The sequence below is a fragment of the Wolbachia endosymbiont (group A) of Rhinocyllus conicus genome (assembly GCF_947250775.1).
GTDB lineage: Bacteria > Pseudomonadota > Alphaproteobacteria > Rickettsiales > Anaplasmataceae > Wolbachia.
Map to the genome: position 1 here is coordinate 257,984 of NZ_OX366349.1, position 18,515 is coordinate 276,498.

17 protein-coding genes, 2 tRNA genes and 4 pseudogenes are annotated in these 18,515 nt (G+C 36.7%); 4 read left to right on the forward strand and 19 right to left on the reverse strand.

Going from position 1 to position 18,515, the window contains the following annotated elements; translation table 11 throughout:
• Positions 1 to 3 precede the first annotated feature (3 nt).
• From OOK92_RS01260 to OOK92_RS01310, 11 genes and pseudogenes are all read right to left on the reverse strand, one after another.
• Positions 4 to 450 (reverse strand): hypothetical protein, encoded by a 447-nt coding sequence (locus tag OOK92_RS01260; protein WP_264735993.1) that lies wholly within the window; start codon positions 448 to 450, stop codon positions 4 to 6.
• Positions 447 to 971, reverse strand: a complete 525-nt coding sequence (locus tag OOK92_RS01265; RefSeq protein WP_264731111.1) for a phage tail protein — start codon at positions 969 to 971, stop codon at positions 447 to 449. The genes OOK92_RS01260 and OOK92_RS01265 overlap by 4 nt, the downstream gene beginning before the upstream one ends.
• Positions 972 to 1,277 (reverse strand): head-tail joining protein, encoded by a 306-nt coding sequence (locus OOK92_RS01270; RefSeq protein ID WP_264735493.1) that lies wholly within the window; start codon positions 1,275 to 1,277, stop codon positions 972 to 974.
• A gap of 102 nt (positions 1,278 to 1,379) precedes the next feature.
• Positions 1,380 to 1,586, reverse strand: a pseudogene (locus OOK92_RS01275) (major capsid protein); the annotation flags it as partial.
• A gap of 273 nt (positions 1,587 to 1,859) precedes the next feature.
• The gene (locus OOK92_RS01280) at positions 1,860 to 2,882 is read right to left on the reverse strand and encodes an IS110 family RNA-guided transposase (RefSeq protein ID WP_264735342.1); all 1,023 of its coding nucleotides are present in this window, start codon (positions 2,880 to 2,882) and stop codon (positions 1,860 to 1,862) included.
• Positions 2,883 to 3,001: 119 nt separating this feature from the next.
• Positions 3,002 to 3,802, reverse strand: a pseudogene (locus OOK92_RS01285) (major capsid protein); the annotation flags it as partial.
• Positions 3,803 to 3,874: 72 nt separating this feature from the next.
• Positions 3,875 to 4,243: a head decoration protein gene (locus tag OOK92_RS01290; RefSeq protein WP_264735995.1), complete on the reverse strand. Its 369-nt coding sequence runs from the start codon at positions 4,241 to 4,243 to the stop codon at positions 3,875 to 3,877.
• A gap of 65 nt (positions 4,244 to 4,308) precedes the next feature.
• Positions 4,309 to 5,772, reverse strand: a complete 1,464-nt coding sequence (locus OOK92_RS01295) for an AAA family ATPase (RefSeq protein WP_264735996.1) — start codon at positions 5,770 to 5,772, stop codon at positions 4,309 to 4,311.
• Between the two features lie 112 nt (positions 5,773 to 5,884).
• On the reverse strand, positions 5,885 to 6,976 hold the full coding sequence (locus tag OOK92_RS01300) for a S49 family peptidase (RefSeq protein WP_264735997.1): 1,092 nt from the start codon (positions 6,974 to 6,976) through the stop codon (positions 5,885 to 5,887).
• Positions 6,973 to 8,386 (reverse strand): annotated as a pseudogene (locus OOK92_RS01305) (phage portal protein). Before OOK92_RS01305 ends, OOK92_RS01300 begins: the two are co-directional and overlap by 4 nt.
• Positions 8,386 to 8,940, reverse strand: a pseudogene (locus OOK92_RS01310) (PDDEXK nuclease domain-containing protein); the annotation flags it as partial. The pseudogenes OOK92_RS01305 and OOK92_RS01310, both read right to left, overlap by 1 nt.
• Positions 8,941 to 9,004: 64 nt before the next feature.
• Here OOK92_RS01310 and OOK92_RS01315 point away from each other — a divergent pair.
• The 3 genes from OOK92_RS01315 to OOK92_RS01325 all read left to right on the forward strand — a co-directional run bounded on the left by OOK92_RS01315 (position 9,005) and on the right by OOK92_RS01325 (position 12,196).
• On the forward strand, positions 9,005 to 9,136 hold the full coding sequence (locus tag OOK92_RS01315) for a hypothetical protein (RefSeq protein ID WP_256469361.1): 132 nt from the start codon (positions 9,005 to 9,007) through the stop codon (positions 9,134 to 9,136).
• A gap of 254 nt (positions 9,137 to 9,390) precedes the next feature.
• A complete protein-coding gene (locus OOK92_RS01320) occupies positions 9,391 to 10,200 on the forward strand; it encodes a reverse transcriptase N-terminal domain-containing protein (protein ID WP_264735826.1) in 810 nt (269 codons plus the stop codon).
• A gap of 262 nt (positions 10,201 to 10,462) precedes the next feature.
• Entirely contained in the window at positions 10,463 to 12,196 is a 1,734-nt protein-coding gene (locus OOK92_RS01325; protein ID WP_264735999.1) for a recombinase family protein, read from the forward strand.
• A 640-nt stretch (positions 12,197 to 12,836) separates the two neighbouring features.
• On the opposite strand, the gene OOK92_RS01330 is transcribed toward OOK92_RS01325, so the two are convergent.
• From OOK92_RS01330 to OOK92_RS01365, 8 genes are all read right to left on the reverse strand, one after another.
• Positions 12,837 to 13,565 (reverse strand): putative folate metabolism gamma-glutamate ligase, encoded by a 729-nt coding sequence (locus OOK92_RS01330; RefSeq protein ID WP_264736000.1) that lies wholly within the window; start codon positions 13,563 to 13,565, stop codon positions 12,837 to 12,839.
• Position 13,566: 1 nt separating this feature from the next.
• Complete coding sequence (locus tag OOK92_RS01335) at positions 13,567 to 14,046, reverse strand: dihydrofolate reductase (RefSeq protein WP_264736001.1); 480 nt, start codon at positions 14,044 to 14,046, stop codon at positions 13,567 to 13,569.
• On the reverse strand, positions 14,043 to 15,341 hold the full coding sequence (gene folP, locus OOK92_RS01340; RefSeq protein ID WP_264736002.1) for a dihydropteroate synthase: 1,299 nt from the start codon (positions 15,339 to 15,341) through the stop codon (positions 14,043 to 14,045). The genes OOK92_RS01335 and folP overlap by 4 nt, the downstream gene beginning before the upstream one ends.
• Positions 15,341 to 15,736: a dihydroneopterin aldolase gene (locus OOK92_RS01345; protein ID WP_264736003.1), complete on the reverse strand. Its 396-nt coding sequence runs from the start codon at positions 15,734 to 15,736 to the stop codon at positions 15,341 to 15,343. Before OOK92_RS01345 ends, folP begins: the two co-directional genes overlap by 1 nt.
• Before the next feature lie 31 nt (positions 15,737 to 15,767).
• Positions 15,768 to 16,427: a CADD family putative folate metabolism protein gene (locus tag OOK92_RS01350; RefSeq protein WP_264736004.1), complete on the reverse strand. Its 660-nt coding sequence runs from the start codon at positions 16,425 to 16,427 to the stop codon at positions 15,768 to 15,770.
• Between the two features lie 78 nt (positions 16,428 to 16,505).
• A tRNA-Ile gene (locus OOK92_RS01355) sits at positions 16,506 to 16,582 on the reverse strand.
• Between the two features lie 42 nt (positions 16,583 to 16,624).
• Positions 16,625 to 16,948 carry a thioredoxin gene (trxA, locus tag OOK92_RS01360; RefSeq protein ID WP_253309585.1) on the reverse strand — a complete coding sequence of 108 codons (324 nt, stop codon included), beginning with the start codon at positions 16,946 to 16,948 and terminating at the stop codon, positions 16,625 to 16,627.
• A gap of 125 nt (positions 16,949 to 17,073) precedes the next feature.
• On the reverse strand, positions 17,074 to 17,694 hold the full coding sequence (locus OOK92_RS01365) for a ribonuclease D (protein ID WP_264736005.1): 621 nt from the start codon (positions 17,692 to 17,694) through the stop codon (positions 17,074 to 17,076).
• A 515-nt stretch (positions 17,695 to 18,209) separates the two neighbouring features.
• Here OOK92_RS01365 and OOK92_RS01370 point away from each other — a divergent pair.
• A tRNA-Gly gene (locus tag OOK92_RS01370) sits at positions 18,210 to 18,282 on the forward strand.
• Positions 18,283 to 18,515 lie beyond the last annotated feature (233 nt).

Here is an 18,515-nt window from a genome sequence, read left to right on the forward strand (position 1 = left end):
ACACTAATAATATGCGCCAGTTTCTAACCACATTGATTGACCTGTATGTAGCTCGTGAACCCATTCTACCAGCCACACTAAATATGCATCCAACTCTGGTTTAAAATTGTCTACTTCCGCTGATAAAAATTCACCTGCTGAAACATTTTCCACGTCCCAAGTATTTTTATTCACTACTCTTGCAACTTCTGTTGCTAATTCTCTCACAACTATCGAGGAATCCTCGACTGTTCCATCAACTACTACTCTTGCCTCAAATCTAGCCCTCAACGCTAATTCCTCAGTCCCAGGGTCTTTTCCTGGTTCTAAACTTGCAAGCTCTACAAATACTGCTGGGGCTATTATTTCCCGACGCTCTGCTCTATACACTTCGCACGTTTGTATTGCTGGGATTTCTTCTTTTAGCGTTTTACAAATTGCCTCATGTAAACCTTTCCAAAATTCTTTCATTGCTTCTTTAAAAGAACATTCAACTCATGCTCAAAATATTCCTCAAACACTTTTCCTGTTTTATAACTAGCCATTTCTTTTACTATCTTTTGTACATTTTCTCCGATCGGTACAGTAACTTCATGAATCGGCAAGGCTGTCCTTCCTCTTCGTCTAAAAATACCTCTATGTCCGGTTGGCATCTTAGCAATAAATGCTCCTTCAAACATATGTTTTCCTGCTTTTGCTCCTTTTGCCATTTGTTTCATATTGCCAAGCTTTGAAGATTTTACTCCGTATAACCCTATCTTTACTAGAGCCCTCTGATAATTTCTTGTTGCTCTGGTTATCCATAATCTTTTTCTGATTAATTGCCGTTTTATTTGCACATCTTTACTTAGTTCTTTCGTAGCTTGCTCTTTTGTCCACAATGCCGTTTTGTTTAATGCTCTTACTGTTGCTCGTGTTATCTTAGCTTGGCTAGCTTCAATACTTTGAATTATTTTCTCAATGCTGCCGCTTATTCCAATTTCAACACGCATTTACACCCCTGACGCTTGAATTTTCCAGATCATTCCAGAGTTATCTCTGAGTGGCGGTGAGTGTACTCTGTATCTACAACTACCTATGGAAAAAGTATCTCCCACCATTGGCTTTAATACATCAAACACACTTACTTCTAAAGTCAAAATTTCTCCTACAAATTGTCCTTCACCAATTCCATATAATTTATCTGGCTGTTGCTTTAATATCTGCACCATGTACGACTTATCCCTTGACTCATACAACGCTTGCTCTCCTAAATGTGCAAAACAATCTTTCAATAATCTTTTTATTTTTTCTTGCATACTTTACCTTTATGCACTAATCTCTACATGCACGCTAAGAAGGGGCATACTGGTAGAGCACTTTCATGCCTCACCACTTTTGTAGTTGCTCTACCAGTATTGTTATGCTGCAACGACTTTGATTAATATTCCTGGGCGATGGCACATTGGTAAAGGATTTGACTGAGTATGTAAATCGGTCCCTCTATCAAACCTTCTTGGCTCTTGTTTTGCATATAATGGCTGCCCAAGGGTATTCACTGTTTCATTAAAGTCTGCTGGTGCAAAGTAAGTAGTAAATGTGTTGGCTGTACCAAGTGGAAAACAGTTCTCTAATTGCACATAAGTCAACAATAATTTTTATATAAACCAAAATAACATATTTCCTACATAATCTTTAATAATTTTACATACAAGAGCAGTGTGCTTCCATGGTTCTCTCCGCGGTCTGATATGACAACAAACTTGTCAAGCCGCACTATACTTGTTAGGTGGAAGTGGACGGCAACATGTGCCCAACGAAGTCTAGGCTTCAAGGTTTTTTCTTGCTTATCCCTTCCATCGGCATTACTACCTCGAGTAAAATTATTGTTTATGCTCCTCTTAATTGTAATAACAAAATTCTGTTTTATTGACCAACATCCTGTGCATAATTACAGCCAATTTTCTTGCTACTGCTACAATTGCTTTCTTCATCCCTTTTTTCCTTGCAAGTTTTAACCCCCAGCTTTTCAACTTAAAATTTTTCTTACTAACTGTAAGTAAGACTTGTGCAGCTTCATATAACATACTTCGACATTCCATGGGCCCCATTTTTGATATACTACCATGCCGATCAATTTCTCCAGAAGCATATTGTCTTGGTGTTAACCCCATATACGCTCCAACTGTACTAGATCTTTCAAATCTATTTGGGTTATCCACTGTTGCTTTATATGTCATTGCTACTATAGTACCAACACCTGGAGCAGTAGTTAATAATTTACAATCCTCATCTTTTTTGCCTTGTTCTAAGAGCATCTTGTCAAGTTTTTCCAATGACTTCTCTATTGCCTCTAAACTACAAACTAACGCTCCAATTGAAGCCTTACTTATTTCATCCAAATCTTTAATTGCTTTTTCTATTCTTAAAGACAAGCTTTCAAATTTTGACCCTTGACCGAGCTTTATCCCGTATATTTTTAATAACCCTCTTATTGTCCCAACAATCTGCTGGTAGCTGCATGTTAACTGTCTTCTACTTCCAAGTGCTATTTTAATTTGACAAGATTCATCCGATTTTACTAGTACTTCTTTATATAGCCCAGCCCTCATCATTTGAGCTATACCTCTTGCATCATTCTTATCGTTTTTATTGATTCTTGCAGACAAAGCTGCTGCCATATGTCTTGCATCTACACAAACTACTGGCAAGCCAAAACTCCTTAATTTTTTGCACATTGATATTGAAAGTTGTCCACTTTCTACTCCTATAGTTTCGTAATTTTTGCCTTGTTCAAGCAAGTACTCTGCTATTGCCTTGCTTTCGCTTGCAACAACTCCTTCTTTAACAATCTTTCCTTTCTCATCAACGATACTAATGAAAGTTTCTTTGAGTGAGACATCTAATCCGCTATAATATTTCATGAGACTACTCCTACTGTAAAAGTTTAAATTGTTTTTGAAGAACTTATTCTACTGAATTCGTTACTTCGTGTTAAAATAATGGAGTATGTCTCTCCATCATTCAACAGCAATTACAGTATGTGCCCCGTATCTTTTTCTATAAACCTTCTCACATTTCCTTCAGGGTCAGTTGCTTGTCCTCTGTACTCCTCAAATGTTATTCCACAGAACGTAAATCCTGATCTCATATCGTTCCTTAGCGCTGCTCCTTCTTGCCATCTCTCGTATGCTTCTTTTACTTTGGCATGAGAAGTTAAAGCGTCAAAAAACTCTGGGCTTACCAGCGCATGAATCCCCGTCATATATTCACCACTTAAGTTGTCCTCAACATGCCTCAATACTTCCAGACACTTACGCTTTACATCGGTGGTTGCTGTTCCCAGTGCAAAATTTACTACTTTCGGTGTAATTTCAAATTCGTTATACAGATTTAATAACTCTGACCCATCTGCGTCTAAAATTATTCCTTTGAGCGCCCCCATTCGCAAATGTTCTAACGTTATTGCGTGTTTGTTTCTCATCAATTGCAAATGATCGGTTATTACATCTGCAAGTGCTTTTAGTTCACTCTCTGACCCAAATGCCCTTATTCCTTGTACTTCTTCAGGCAATACTACGTCATCATGTGGAATATGTGGAATCGTAAACGTCCTTATTTTCCTTTTTCCTCTTTTCCCTACTGTTGCTGGTGCTCCCGGAACTTGCGTTGGTAATAAACTCAATACCCCGTTTTGCTCTTCTATCGTAATATGTCGAAATCTTACCGATCTACTTGGAAATAAATTTAAGCTTTCCGCACGACCATAATTTATCGGCAATATGTTTATTGCTTTAGTTAATTCCGTCATACTAAATGCTGGATTTGTAAATGGATTTTGCATTCTTTCCCCCTTTCCCTTTAATGCTGTGTGTTTTAAGTTGTTTCTATGTAAGTTGCTGAGTCTGGTAGCTCGTTAAACTCCCTTGCGGATGATAACGCCTCGTGCTTCAAGTTGTTTTATTGCTGCAGCTTTTTGCTCTTCTGTTATATTTGCTGGCCACACCACTGCATGATCTGCTAGCATTGCTATACGAGTAATGATTACTGCTTTGGTGGTTTCCGTTGCGTTTATATCACTTGTTATTACACCTATTGCTGTTTGCGTCCCATCCGTGGCTGTCGGATTTATTATCTTAATCATGTTATCTTTATCATAGCCAACAACTGTTCCAAGTTTGAGGTTTTGTCCTTTGGCTACGGTTATTTCCTCTCTTGTATAATCTCTATATACTTCATATTTCAGAAGATCACCTAAATTGTTTGTTTCAGTTATACTTGTCATGTTTTTTCTCCTATATTTGTTACTTAAAAAAACTGCTTAAGTTTTTCTAAAATTTTGATGTTAAGTTAAAATAAATCTTCTAACGTAATCACTTTGTTGATTATATCTTTCAAGTGCTGGTTTTCAGTCGCTCCGTTTGCAGCAATAAGTACCCAAAATATTTGTTTCTTTGACCTAGTTTTCTCTTTATAAATTGCCTCTTTTTTTCTTAACTGTTCTATATATTCTTTTGTTATCGTATAAGGCTTATCACTGTATTTTATTTCACAAAGTGTCGTACATCCATCCTCTCGATCAAACACCAAGTCTATCTGAGCACCACTTTCTTCGCTGTCTTTCTCTGGGTGATATTGCCACTCACCACATACAGTTAGTATATGTTCCATCTCTAGTTTTCTTTTAATCGTATTGGCATGTTTAAAACACACTGCTTCAAATGCTTGTCCTGTCCATGTTAGCCAAGCTGGTTTTTTTATTGCTAACTCCCAATAATGAACATCACTTGTTATTGCCTTTTTCATTACTTCTCTGAATGGTTCAATCCACGTTAGATAAAATAACACATATTCGTCCATTACCCTGTAATATACTCCTCTCTTTGCCTTATTCAGTGGTAAAAAACCTCCAATAAATCCTGCTGCTTCTAAGCTCCTTAGTTTAGTAGTTAAGTACCCACCTTCAGTGATTTTAGTTGCTTTTATAAGTTCTTTCCTGCTGATCCCTTTTGGCTTTCTTGCAATCGCACGAATAATATTTATATATATTTCTGGTTCTTCATACAACGAGTGGAACAACATATCAAATTCATCAAATAACAAACCTTCCTTCTGAAAACAGATCGCATTAATATTTTGTGCTGCTGATAATCCTTGACTTACTTCCTTAAGGTAGTGTGGTATCCCTCCCATAGCCATATAGATCTGTAATATCTGCTGGTGATTAAGATTGACTCCTGAATACCTTAGATACTCTTTAGTTTCACTTAAGTTAAAAGGCTGCAAAGGTATTCTTGCAGTAATACGGTTATGTAATCCTCCTTTATTATAGATTAAATTTTCTAACATCCATGATGCTGCTGAACCACACACGATCAATATAAGCCTTTTTCGATATGTCCAATATACATTCCAGTAGTGTTCCAGTGCTACTAAAAATCCAGATTTTCTTGCAGCAAGCCATGGCAACTCATCAAAAAATAAAACAACCTGCTCATTTCTATGAATATCAATCGAAAGAGTTAATTGATGCAATGCATCCATCCAGTTTTTAGGCAAAGCCATTCTTACACCATTGTAAAAAGATCTAGATAATGATTCTGCAAAGATCTCAAGCTGCTCCTTCAAAGCACCTTTGTTGAGACCTGTCTGCTCAAATAGGATTACATCACGTTTGTTGAAAAATTGTTTTATTAAATATGTTTTTCCTACACGACGTCGACCATACACTGCGATAAACTCGGCTGATTGGGAAAGAAGCTTATTTTCTAGGATGACTATTTCTTTTTCTCTACCAATTATTGGTTCACTCATACAATTTACCGCGGCGTATGTTAGCATTATATACCGCGGTTATAAGATGATCAACTTTATTTTACCGCGGCGTATGTTAGCATTATATACCGCGGTTAAGAGTAGACCACCATCAAATGCCCGATTTTGCTCGACTTTTCGCTACCTGCATCATCAAATCTTCCGGTGTACTTTGCGGTATTGTACTCAAAATCTCTGTCTTCTTCGTTCTCTCCGCCAGTATCGACATTAATATTTCTTGGGCTTGTTTTGCATTTACACCTTGCTCAATAAATTCTCCTATTTTCTCTGGCATCTTTGATAAATTACATAATCTTATCACCTCTAATACTTCCGTGCGGCAGCTCTCGTACCCTAAACATCTTCCTTGCTCAATTAGATCATCAATATCTATTGCTTGTTCTTTTATCTCAGTTTTAGTCATATTTCTCCTATAATTATCTATAAATTCAGAAAACGTTGTGATTCCATCCGCAAGTCCAATCTCTATTGCTTTCTCACCAAAATATAGCCCTGCTTCCGTTGATTTGATTCTTTCCGTGGACAAATTTCTGTTTCTTGCTATAAGCTGCAAAAACATTTCATATAGGCGGTCTACTTCCTCTTGTAAGCTTTCCAGACTTTCTGATGTTATTGGCTCATGCGGGTTTAAATCGTTTTTTCGACTTCCTGCAAATACTGTGGTATATTTTATCCCTTGTTTTTCATCGAACCCACTTTGATCTATATGACTTGCTATTACTCCTATACTTCCCACTCCTGAAGTTCTCGTTACCAATACTTTTTCGGCACTTGACGCTATTGCATACGCCGCAGAATACGCATCATCATTTGCTATTGCTATGATCTTTTTTAATGCCCTTGCTTCGTAAATAAAGTCAGAAAGGTCGAATAAACCGTTTACTTCTCCTCCGGGGCTGTCTATGTCCAAAATTATTGTTTCTACTTCTTTATCTATTAAAGCTTCTTCTATCTCTTCACGTATCTTCTCATATGATGTCATTCCTAAAATATCGTCAAAAACCTCTGACTTTTTCGTCAAGATTCCATGTATTGGTATTACTTTTATTCCCCTTTCACTATTTCTTACTGCATGTTTTATGTTTTTAAAAATCGGCTGCTTTCCTGCTTGTAATGACAGTAACTCAAAACTTCTTGGCTCTACCATCATCGGCTTATTCAGCCATATCGCTTGGTTTTTCATATTATCTCTTGATTGGTAGTAACGTCAGAATCAAAACTTAATCCCAAGGAACTAGCACGTCTTTGATCTTCGGCAATTTCTTGGTCTATTTCCTCTACATCATAACCAAGTTCTGATACCACTTCTGACCTGCTCTTAAATCCATTTCTTACTGCCATTTGCTGTGCTTGCTGGTCTTTTAGTGGATCTACGTAAGCACACCCTTGCGGTATCCATTTTACCTCTTTTGCTGTTTCTTTTGCCCAATTTTCACCTATGTCCAGTTCTCCAGAGAGTAGTGCTAATTCTAGCCACCTATTCCATACTGGTCGGCAAAGCTGATATACTACCACGTTATGCTGTAACATTCCGCACCTCCGACGAAACTCTATTAACCCAGCTCGGATTGATGAATAATTGACACCACTTAGATCTCCTGTTAGCTGCTCGTAAGTTATTCCCATGCCTACTGCTATTGCTCTGAGCTGCTGTTTCATGAATGCTTCATAACTTCCTCCAACATCTGATGGTTCTGAAAATTTGATATCTTCCCCTGGGTCTAAAAGTTGCATCGTTCCAGGTTCTAAACCCGATAATGCTACCCCTTGTTCATTACTTTCTCCTTCTCCCATGATGTTCGCTTCAGGATCAAGTCTGGTAATAAATCCCGCAAACATCGCTGCAGTCTTTTTTCTCACTAATTCCGCATCGTCATATTGATCAAGTTCGTAGAGCTTTAACAGTACACTGGACAACCACGGTACTCCTCGAATCTGCCCAGGTCTTAGTGGCCTGTAGATATGTAAAACATCATTTGCTGGCACTCTCACCGATTCACCAAACGAGCCTTCACCTGGATGTTCTCGAAAAAGGTAATACGCTTCCCTCTGCCCAAGCCTATTGAACTCAATCCCGTTTCTAATTACATTACCGTTGGCAAGGGTTTGATTGCTCTTATTGTCTAAATGCTCTGATTCCAGTACTTGCAGTTGCAACGGCACACAAAGACCATCTTCTCGTTTTCTTGTTCGGAGTCTTACAAAACATTCCCCTCCCTCTATCATGCTCCTACAAACCAAAGCTTGTAATCCATAAAAATCACTCACTCCGCTACTGTCTGCTTCATCTGTCCATCTCAGCCATAATTCTTGGATTTTTTTCCTAAACTCTCCATCTTTAGCTTTTGATTGCGGTTTTATCCCTGTTCCAACGCAATTACTCACTATCGTATCGATTATGTTTGCCGCATAGGAGTTCTTTCTTACCATATCTCGAGAGCGGCTACGTAAGTGCTCAAGGCTCTGAGAGAGTAAGCTATTTATACTTCCTGACTCTGGTTGAAAGTGCAATAATCTCCTTCCTGAACCTCCATGCTGAACCTTTAGACTTTGGTGGTTTGCGGAATAATTGCTTGAATGATTTTAGTAGCATTACTTTTCCTTATCTGAAACTTTCGATAATTCAGCTTCTAACTCTTCTATTGTTGGCAAAGCTGTTTTGATGTTTTCTGGTAGATTTTCAGTTATTCGATATTCCGCTAATCCTATTGGTTTATTTATGTCTTTGAGTGTATATTTAGCAAGTACATCGTCTTTAGATTTACATAAGATTAACCCTATAGAGGGTTGATCTGTCGAGTGCTTCAGTAAATCGTCAACTGCGGAAAGATAAAAATTCATTTTACCTGCATACTCTGGTTTAAAATCTTTATCTTTTAGTTCAATTACTATGAAGCAACGTAACTTTAAATGATAGAATAATAAATCAATATAAAAGTCTTTATTACCAACATCTAAATGAAATTGTCTACCAACAAATGCAAATCCCTCACCGAGTTCTAACAGAAATTTTTCCATATGCCCTACAAGTCCCTTTTCTACTTCTCTTTCGTGAGCATCCTTACCTATACTTAAAAAATCAAAAATATATGGATCTTTTAATGTGTAATGTGCTAGATCGGATTGTGGAGATGGTAATTTTTCTTCAGTGCGACCTGGAAGGTCATGGTTTTGTGGTGGTTAAATTCCATCTTCCCAGACATCAGGGATAATGTATATCTCACATTTCAAAGAGTGGCAACCTCTGGGATGCAAGCATGAGATAAAAGCAGGTAACACTAAATCTCGTGGTGAATCCCTGCAAACAGAGTTAGATATGATTACGAGAGAAACCTATGTTTGAATTGTCGTCAAAGCATAATATGCGAAAAGAGATTGAACTACGCATAGACCAAAATGGTACGAAGCAAAAAGGGAACTAAAGATTGAAGACTTTAGTTATTGATGTTCCAAGCTTCCGGCAAATAGTAGGAATCTAAGTTTAACGTGAAACGAAGCCATGGAACAGAGTAACCACATAGAAGCTCTTATATTCATTAAAATATAAGTAAGTAGCCAGCCACAAGCTACTATGTGGAAGGATTGTTTAAGAAGCTAATGCCCAAAGTAATATCTGGGATATGCAGACGTAAACACTTTAATTTGGAAGGTAAAGTGGTGAATAGTAGTGAATATGTTATGGACCAGCAAAAAGTTAGATATGAATGGAATGGAATTCCTTGGCGCAAGCTAAAGAAATCTTCATTTAAGCTACAAAAACGAATTTACCAAGCTTCTAAATGTAATGATATCAAAAAGATGCATAATCTTCAGAGATTATTACTCAAATCAACAAGTGCAAAAACACTCGCTGTTAAGAAAGTAACACAGGACAATAGGGGGAAGAAGACTGCAGGTATTGATGGAAAAGCTAACCTTAATCAAAAAGAAAGATTACAACTATCATATTTTTTAGATATAAAAGAAAAAGCAAAGCCATCAAGACGTGTCTGGATTCCAAAATCTGGTAAGCCATCGGAGCATCGCCCACTTGGTATACCCACTATATCGTGTCGAGCAAAACAAACACTTGTAAAAATGGCTTTAGAACCAGAATGGGAGGCAAAACTTGAGCCAAACACTTATGGTTTTAGACCTGGTAGATCATGTCATGATGCAATTGAAGCCATATTTGATGTGCTAAAACAGAAAACAGCATATGTATTAGATGCTGATATTTCTGGATGCTTTGACAATATTAACCATAATAAATTGCTTGAAAAGCTCAATACCACACCAACATTAAAGAAAATCATAAAAGGATGGTTAGGAGCTGGTGTTATGGAAGATGGAAAGCTTCAATCCACAAAACGTGGTACAATTCAAGGAGGGACGATTACCCCGCCAACAATGTTGCAAAAAACGTAAAATTAGAGAAAAGCATTTCTCGAAAACTTCTATGTCCAAAAACAAGAGTGCCATTTATTTATAGTGCCAACAATCAATTAACCATCAGTTTCAATGAATGATATGAACATATTATTTCAAGGAAAGTTCATGGGAAATAAGAGATTAGCTATACGGATTAGCTGTAGCTATGAAACTAACCGGTTGGCAGAAAAGTATTTGTTAGATGCTTATGAAAAAGCCGTGTCAAAGCAAGTAAGCCAAAAAAATTTAAAACATAAAAATGGGATTCAAGGAGGATCAAATGGTAACAGTGAGTTTATATGCAAGAGTTTCTTCGGGGAAACAAGCACAAGAAAATACAATAGCAAGTCAAGTTGCAGCTTTAGAGAAGCAAATTAGTACGGATGGATACAAATTATTAAGTGAGTATAAATTTATTGATAATGGCTACAGTGGATCTAATCTAGTCCGTCCTGATCTAGAAAAGTTACGTGATAAAGTAACAGAAGGTAAAATTGATAGAATTTACATTCATTCACCTGATCGCTTATCTAGAAAATATGCATATCAAATGGTATTACTTGAAGAATTTGAGAAAGCAGGAGCAGAAACGGTTTTCTTAAATTATGAGATTAACGATAATCCAGAATCTCAATTGCTGTTACAAATGCAAGGTATGATAGCAGAATATGAACGAGCGAAAATTATGGAACGAAGTCGTCGCGGAAAGATTTATGCAGCTAATAAAGGTTGTGTAAGCGTAATGGGAGGAGCTCCTTATGGTTATCGTTATATAGATAAATATATGGGAGGAGGACAAGCTTTATTTGAAATAAACGAAGAAGAAGCTAATGTTGTTAGGAAAGTATTTTTGTGGATAGGAAGAGAAAGGACAAGTATTGGGGAAGTGTGTCGTCGGCTAAACACTATGTCTATTATAACACGAACAGGAAAAAAGTACTGGGATAGAAGTGTGATTTGGGGTATGTTAAAAAATCCTGCTTACAAAGGACAAGCGGCTTTTGGTAAAACAAAAGTAGGTATAAAGTTACAACATATCAGACCACAGAAACATTCTTGTGAACAACCGAAAGATAATTACTCTACCTATTCTGTTGAAAAAGCAAATTGGATTTATGTTAAAGTGCCAAATATAGTGGACGAAGATGTATTTGATATAGTTCAAGAACAATTAGCTGAGAATAGAAAAATAGCAAGGACAAGAGAAAGAGGAGCAAAATATTTACTACAAGGTTTAATCGTATGTAAGCGTTGTCGTTATGCATATTACGGAAGTCCTGTAAGAAATAAGCGAGGAGAAAAAATTGATCATTATGCTTATTATCGTTGTATTGGTAGAGATTCTTACCGTTTTGGTGGTAATAAAATTTGTGATAATAAACACATTCGTACAGATGCATTAGAAACAGCCGTTTGGGAAGAGGTTAAGCATTTATTGAAAAATCCAAATAGGGTTTTAGAAGAATACAGGCGTAGACTTTCAGAGCTTAAAAAATCATCATGGGATCAAAAAAGCGATTTACTAGAGAAACAAGAAAATAAATTAAAACGTGGTATTGCTAGACTTATTGATAGTTATGCTCAAGAATATATTAATCAAGAAGAATTTGAACCACGAATTAAAGCAATGAAACAAAGTTTAAAAACAATTGAAGAGGAGAAGAAAAGGATATTCGATCAAAAGAAATTAAAACAGGAATTAACTTTGGTTGTAACCAATTTAGAAGACTTTTCTTCCAATATTACATCAAACCTTGATAACGCAGACTGGCTAACTAAACGTGATATTATTAGAACGTTAGTCAAGAGAATTGAAATTAACCTTGAGGACGTAAATGTGGTATTTCGTGTAAAAGAGCTACCAAACTCTCCTGGAAATAATCGAGAAGAAAAGAAAAATTTGCAACATTGTTGGCGGGGTAATGACGAGGCTTATCGTCATACCACCGTGAACCGTCATACCGCGATTCATTCGCGGTATCTCTTAGCATAGATCCCGCTAACACGTAGCGGGATGACGAGCTTATCGTCATGCCGCCACGAACCGTCATACCGCGATTCATTCGCGGTATCTCGGCATAGATTCCGCTAACACGTAGCGGTATGACGGTTGTCGTTTAACTATAAATATTAAGAAATTTACCAAACAAAAAAAAGGCAAAAGAAGCCCTAGTCATTGTCTACTTTCAGTATTGGCGTTTTTTAAGTCTTAAACACTGCAATTTAGCTGCTTTTAAATGCAACTCACCTTTGTTTAAATGTTTAAGAAATTTACTAAGCAGAAAAAAAGGCAAAAGAAACCCCGTGGTAATTAGTGTTCACTCCCTAATCCTGCAAATTGGCGTACTATACTGTCTTAAACGACTTATAAGCGCGTTTCAGCTTATATAGGTAAAAACCTAGAAATGTTGTGAAGACATAAGGTGCACATAGTGCAAAAAATTAAAAATAAGACGCCAACTACGTTGTTTTCTTGCTGTTTAATCTGCACAGATGAAGATAACTGAATACCTTCAGTTTCATGATAAAGGGGCTGGCGAAGGGTGTCAAGTAAGTTTTTTCGTTTCTATTCCCAATAAAAGTTCGTTATATGGTTATGCAAGAAGTCTAATAGCAGATTTTTAAGTTTCTCTTTAACTCTTTAACCAGCGGGCTCCCATGAGGAGAGGAGAGTAAAGATCTTTTTTCATAGATATCTTAACACTTTTTTCTTCTTTTGTAGTTGGCGGACGAGTAAGAAAGTGAACCTTTGGTGCACCACTAATTATTGCCATTGGTGTTTGCTCTGCCCCTTCTCCCATAACTAAAACAGCAGATGTTGCCAGTGCATCAAGAAGATTGACTTGTGTTACTTGCAGTGATTGATTATAAAGATCTGGCTTGCCTATATAGGAATAAAGTGGTTCAAATCCACACCAACCAAGAGCAACGCCCGTAACCCCAAGGCGCATAGGTGTTACATTACTATCTGTAATCAAAATACCAAGATGTTTTATGCAGTGTTTTGTCTTGAGATAGTTCCATATTGATAGAGCTGTTTTCTGAACATCTTTTGGATATAGAATATACACCTCATTACCATTTGATTCATCAATACCAGCAGATGGAATTAAGATATTATCTTTAATCGTTAAACAGATACTGTGAGCCATATCAACAATTGCATCAGCTTCTCTTTTGATTAGCTCTTCTTTAGAACAAGCAGTTTTGCAAACTACTTGTTTTTGACAAACGGAAATGATTTTTGATGTGATAGCAAGAACAACTTCCTCTCTTAGCAACTCTGAAACATAGCGATCAAGAACTTGCTCTAATACTTCTCCACATTCAATGCGGTGGGTATAAATTGCTTCAATATGCATATTAACGTGTTAGCTTGCATATAGTATAGTCTTTTGTTTTGGTAAGAATAGTTTTATACCATCCATCAAGAAGTGTTAAGTTGAAATATACATCACCTTTATAAAGTCTGTGAATTTCTGTTATGATAAACTCTGAAATTAGATCATACTCCAAAAAAAGGTGCGCTATTTGTGCTCCACCAATCATGAAGATTTGAGGGTAACTCCAATTACCTTGGATTGACAAGAACTCTTGCATAGAAGAAACAATAGTGCATTCTATGCCTTTATTAAAACAAGGACTTAATTTGTTACGAGAAAAAACAATAGGCTTTAATATGTTTTGTGGTATTGTTTCAAATGTTTTTCTTCCCATAACAATAACTTGTTTGTCAGTCACCTGACGAAAATGATCTAACTCACTTGGATAATGCCAGGGCAATCCATTATTTATTCCAATTACCCCCTTGGGATCAACAGCCATAATTCCGATAATCTTCATTCCTGTAAAGCAGCTTGAGCTACAAAAAATCGCATGTGATCACGCACATTATGCACTCGAAGGAAATCAACCTTGTTGTGCAATGCAGATGATAAAGCAATTGTTTCTAAATCTCGGTTAAAGACAGGTTCTGTAGAAAAAGAAGAAATAAATGACTTTCTAGAATGACCAACCAGAACTTTGCAGCCAAAACTTTGCAATGCTTCTATATTGCGTAAAAGCCAGATATTCTGATATAGAGATTTTCCAAAACCAATACCAGGATCAATAATTATCGAGCTTTGATCAAAACCTAGGGTAAGTAACCTGCTAATGCTCTTCTCTGCCCAATTATTTATGATATCAATTGGGTCAGTGTCGTCTGGAATAATGTTGTCTCTATGTGGTGGTATTGAAAGTGAATGCATAATAACGATGCTACATCCACTGCTAGCAATTGCTTTTAAGGTATTATTATCTAGAGCTTCCTTCTGATCGTTTACCCAGGCAATGTTGTAGTGTTCCAAAACATTTAAAATAACGTCTGGCCAGAAGCTATCAATGCTGACTTTAATATCACCAACTTTCATATACTGATTGAGATTATCAAGTACTGGCTTTAGACGTGCATACTCTTCCTCTGGGATCTGCATTAAAGATCCAGGTCTTGTTGATTGAGCACCAAGTTCAACTATGCTTGCACCATCTGATAACAGCCGCAGTGCCTGCTTGGTTGCTTGATCTGAATCATAATAAAGACCACCATCTGAAAATGAATCAGGAGTAATATTGACAATACCTACAAGCTCTGGTGAAAGCGTAAAACTCTTTAAAAAACAATCTTGAATGTTAGGGATATCATAAGCAACAGTACCGAACGTCTTGTTGATTATTGGAGTATTATCCATAGGGCTCAGCATTGCCATCAAGTGAAGCAAAAATGGTCTGTTTATCAATTCTGGGTGAGGAATTCTAAGGTAGGGTGTATCGAGCGTTAGATCATCCCATAACAAAATATCCAAATCAATAACGCGAGGTGCCCACTTTTCATAGACCTGCAGGCGGCCAATATCACACTCAATTTGTTTTAGACCTTTTAATAGCTCTTCGGGAGAAGAAGAACAACTTCCATAGACAATCATGTTGAGAAATGGCTTATCCCACTCAGGTGGAGCACCGTTTGGTAAAATGGCCTTAGTTTCCAGAATGATCGAAGACTTTAAATCTTTAAAATAGCGTTCCTTTAGTAACTGAGCAGCCCTTTGTAAATGGGAAAAGCGATTTCCTATATTTGAGCCAATAGAAATATAGATCATTAGTTATCTTCCTGTTCTTGTAATGTATTACAATAAGTAAAGAGAACACCTCCATGCACAACGGGAACGGGTGGTGCAACTTTGTGAGTAGTCACTCTTATGGAAGAAATAATATGTTTTTTTTGCACCAAAAGATTATTAATGGCTCTGTATATATCATGGGTTAAGTGCTCGATTAAATTGAATTGCTTGCTTTGAACGAGAGATTGAATACTCTGAACTACCTCCAAGTAGCATATAGTATCCTCAAGCCGGTCAGTTGTAAGTCCTAAAGGGGGGGATTTAAAGGTAAAATCAATATTAACACTAACTAATTGAGAATGAAACTTCTCTTCTGCACTACATCCTAAATGAACCCAAAGCCGCAGGTCAGATATAAGAAGATTACATTGCATTTTAATATCACTGAGTTTAATCTACTTACAATTAATGACACACACTAGCGTTCATCATCCCGTCAAGAAAACCCCACAAGAGTTTTGCTCCTTTTTTAGCGCCTTGCATAGCTTTCTCTTGCTCTTCTTCGCTTAAGTCTGCAATAAGATTTGCACATTCCTCAGAATGCCATTCATCAGCATGCATATGAACCGTAAAAAATTGAAGAGAACGCTCATCACTTATTGAATAGTGTCTTTTTAAACCTTCAATTTTAGACTTAGAAACCTCTGGAGTTTGACGTTCATAAGCATAAAGTGCACCCAAACCGGAAGCAAAGTCTGATCGTACAATATCAAAGTAACCATCAACTAACTCCTGTGCCTCTTTAATCTGTGCATCCTTATGGAGATCAGACCGTGTTACACCAAGCCCTTCAGCAAAACGTTTCCATAACTCTGGGTGATTTTCATCACCTTGTTCTTCTTCTATCAAATTACCAAGCAAAACCTGTCGCATTTTTAGATCTGGGCACAAAAAATGTATACCACTGATATAACGAGGAAACGCAGCAACGTGGTGATAATATTCTTTAGCATAGGTTTGTAAAGCTTGCAAGCTTAAGCTTCCTGTATTCCATGATTGGTAGAATGGATGATTTAGTAAGTGCAACTCATCTAACTTATTATTCAAAGATTTAGTAAATTCCATTATTTCCTCTATTATATCAACATATAATTCATATACTATAGTTTTCTCATTGTTACGATCATGCTAAGATCAACACAATGGTGGGACTGGTAGGACTCGAACCTACGACCAATTCGTTATGAGCGAACTGCTCTAACCGACTGAGCTACAATCCCTTTTATCAATATTTATAATACACACAAAAGCAAATTTGTCTATTAGCTTATTTCACTATCAACCCAACTTAGCAAATCATTTGTTGCACCAATTTTGCGTGCAATTTCCTTACCATCTTGAAATATGATTAAAGTGGGTATAGATTGCACTCCATACTTACTTGGCACTTCAGTCCCTTCATCTATGTCGAACTTGCAGATCTTAATCTTGCCTTTTCTGTCTTTAGCCAACTGTTCAATACGCGGCATTAGACTTTTACATGGCCCACACCATTCTGCCCAAAAGTCTATCAGAACAAACCCTTTATAGTCAGTGACTTCAGATTTGAAATTTTGATCATTTACTGATATAATGTCATCACTCATAAGATACCTAAACTTAGAACGATTGCTTGTAAAATATAGCGCATCAATCAACAGTTAATCAACTAAATTCTTCTGAAAAATTGCCCTAAAGTGTCTTGCACAAACAAAAAACTTCTCACAAATGGTTATATCTGATGATTAAAGATATCCACGTTTTCCCAACCCATTAAGTCTAACTCAATGCGAGTAGGAAGAAATTCAAAGCACTTTTGGGCCAATTCTTTTCTATTTTCACGTTCCAACATTAAATCTAGCTTTTCCTTTATCTTATGGAGATACAAAACATCAGATGCAGCATAATTTTTTTGTTTGTCTGTCAAATTTTCATTTCCCCAATCAGAAGATTGCTGTTGCTTATTTAATTTGGTATCAAGTAGTTCTAAGCACAATTCTTTTAAGCTATGATTATCTGTGTAAGTGCGAACTAACCGTGAAGCTATTTTTGTGCAATAGCACGGAAGTGCCCAAGTTTTCAAGTAATAATGTATTATGCTCAGATCAAATCGCGCGAAGTGAAATATTTTAGTTATATTTTTATCCTCTAATATTTTTCTCAAATTTGGCGCTGTGTAATCGTTCTTGAGTTGAACTAAGTGAACGTTGCCATCATTAAAAGAGAGCTGCACAAGGCATAATCTATCTCTGCTATGAAGTAGCCCCATTGCCTCGGTATCAACAGCTATAGACCTTATATCATCTGGTATTGAACTAGCTGGCAAGTCGTCTTTATATAAAAATATTCCCATAAAATTAATACATTTTTTGGCACAATTGAAAACCTATGATAATCAAAAATGAGCCTTAAGTATACGAAAAGATCATAGAAGGAACCACGCAAATTTATGGGCTCTCACATTTTTCGTGTACACGGGGTGGCTTTGTTGCATCGCTACTTATGAAAGGCTAACTATAGCTAGGATTATAAGCAACCTATTGAAAATCTTGTTTTTTTGCAATCAATCTGATCAAATTTAAGAATAGTAATTTATTATTTATATTAATAAACTTAATTCTATTGAAAATAGCTAAAGCATTGAAATTCTTGAATTTTAGCCGGATTAGTGAGTGGTAGTGAAATTTCTTTTACTCAAATTTAGGTATTCACTGACCGTTCTTGTTATAAATACCAGAATAATAAGCTACTGATATTCTCCATCTTTTTTATCTTTAATCCATCATAGCTAGCGATGCAACAAAGCCACACGGGGTTTACAAATCGCTGTATATGCCTATAATTAAGTAAATTTAGGTTAATTTAATTGCGGGAGTAGCTCAGTTGGTAGAGCGCAACCTTGCCAAGGTTGAGGTCGAGGGTTCGAACCCCTTCTCCCGCTCTTTACTTTCAAAATCATTTCGTCAAAAATCCCTTGACACATTTCGCCAGCGCCCTTATTATGACAATAAGGGTATTTATGACTCAAAACTTGTTTTTGACCTGCAGGCTCAATGACAAAATTCAGTAAAAAACTTAGGGTATTTATTGGCGGATTACATAAAATTATAGCGGCTGCATGTCTTTTAAATTTTTTCTACATTCAGCCAAACCGCGCTTAAACTAAGCGTCAGC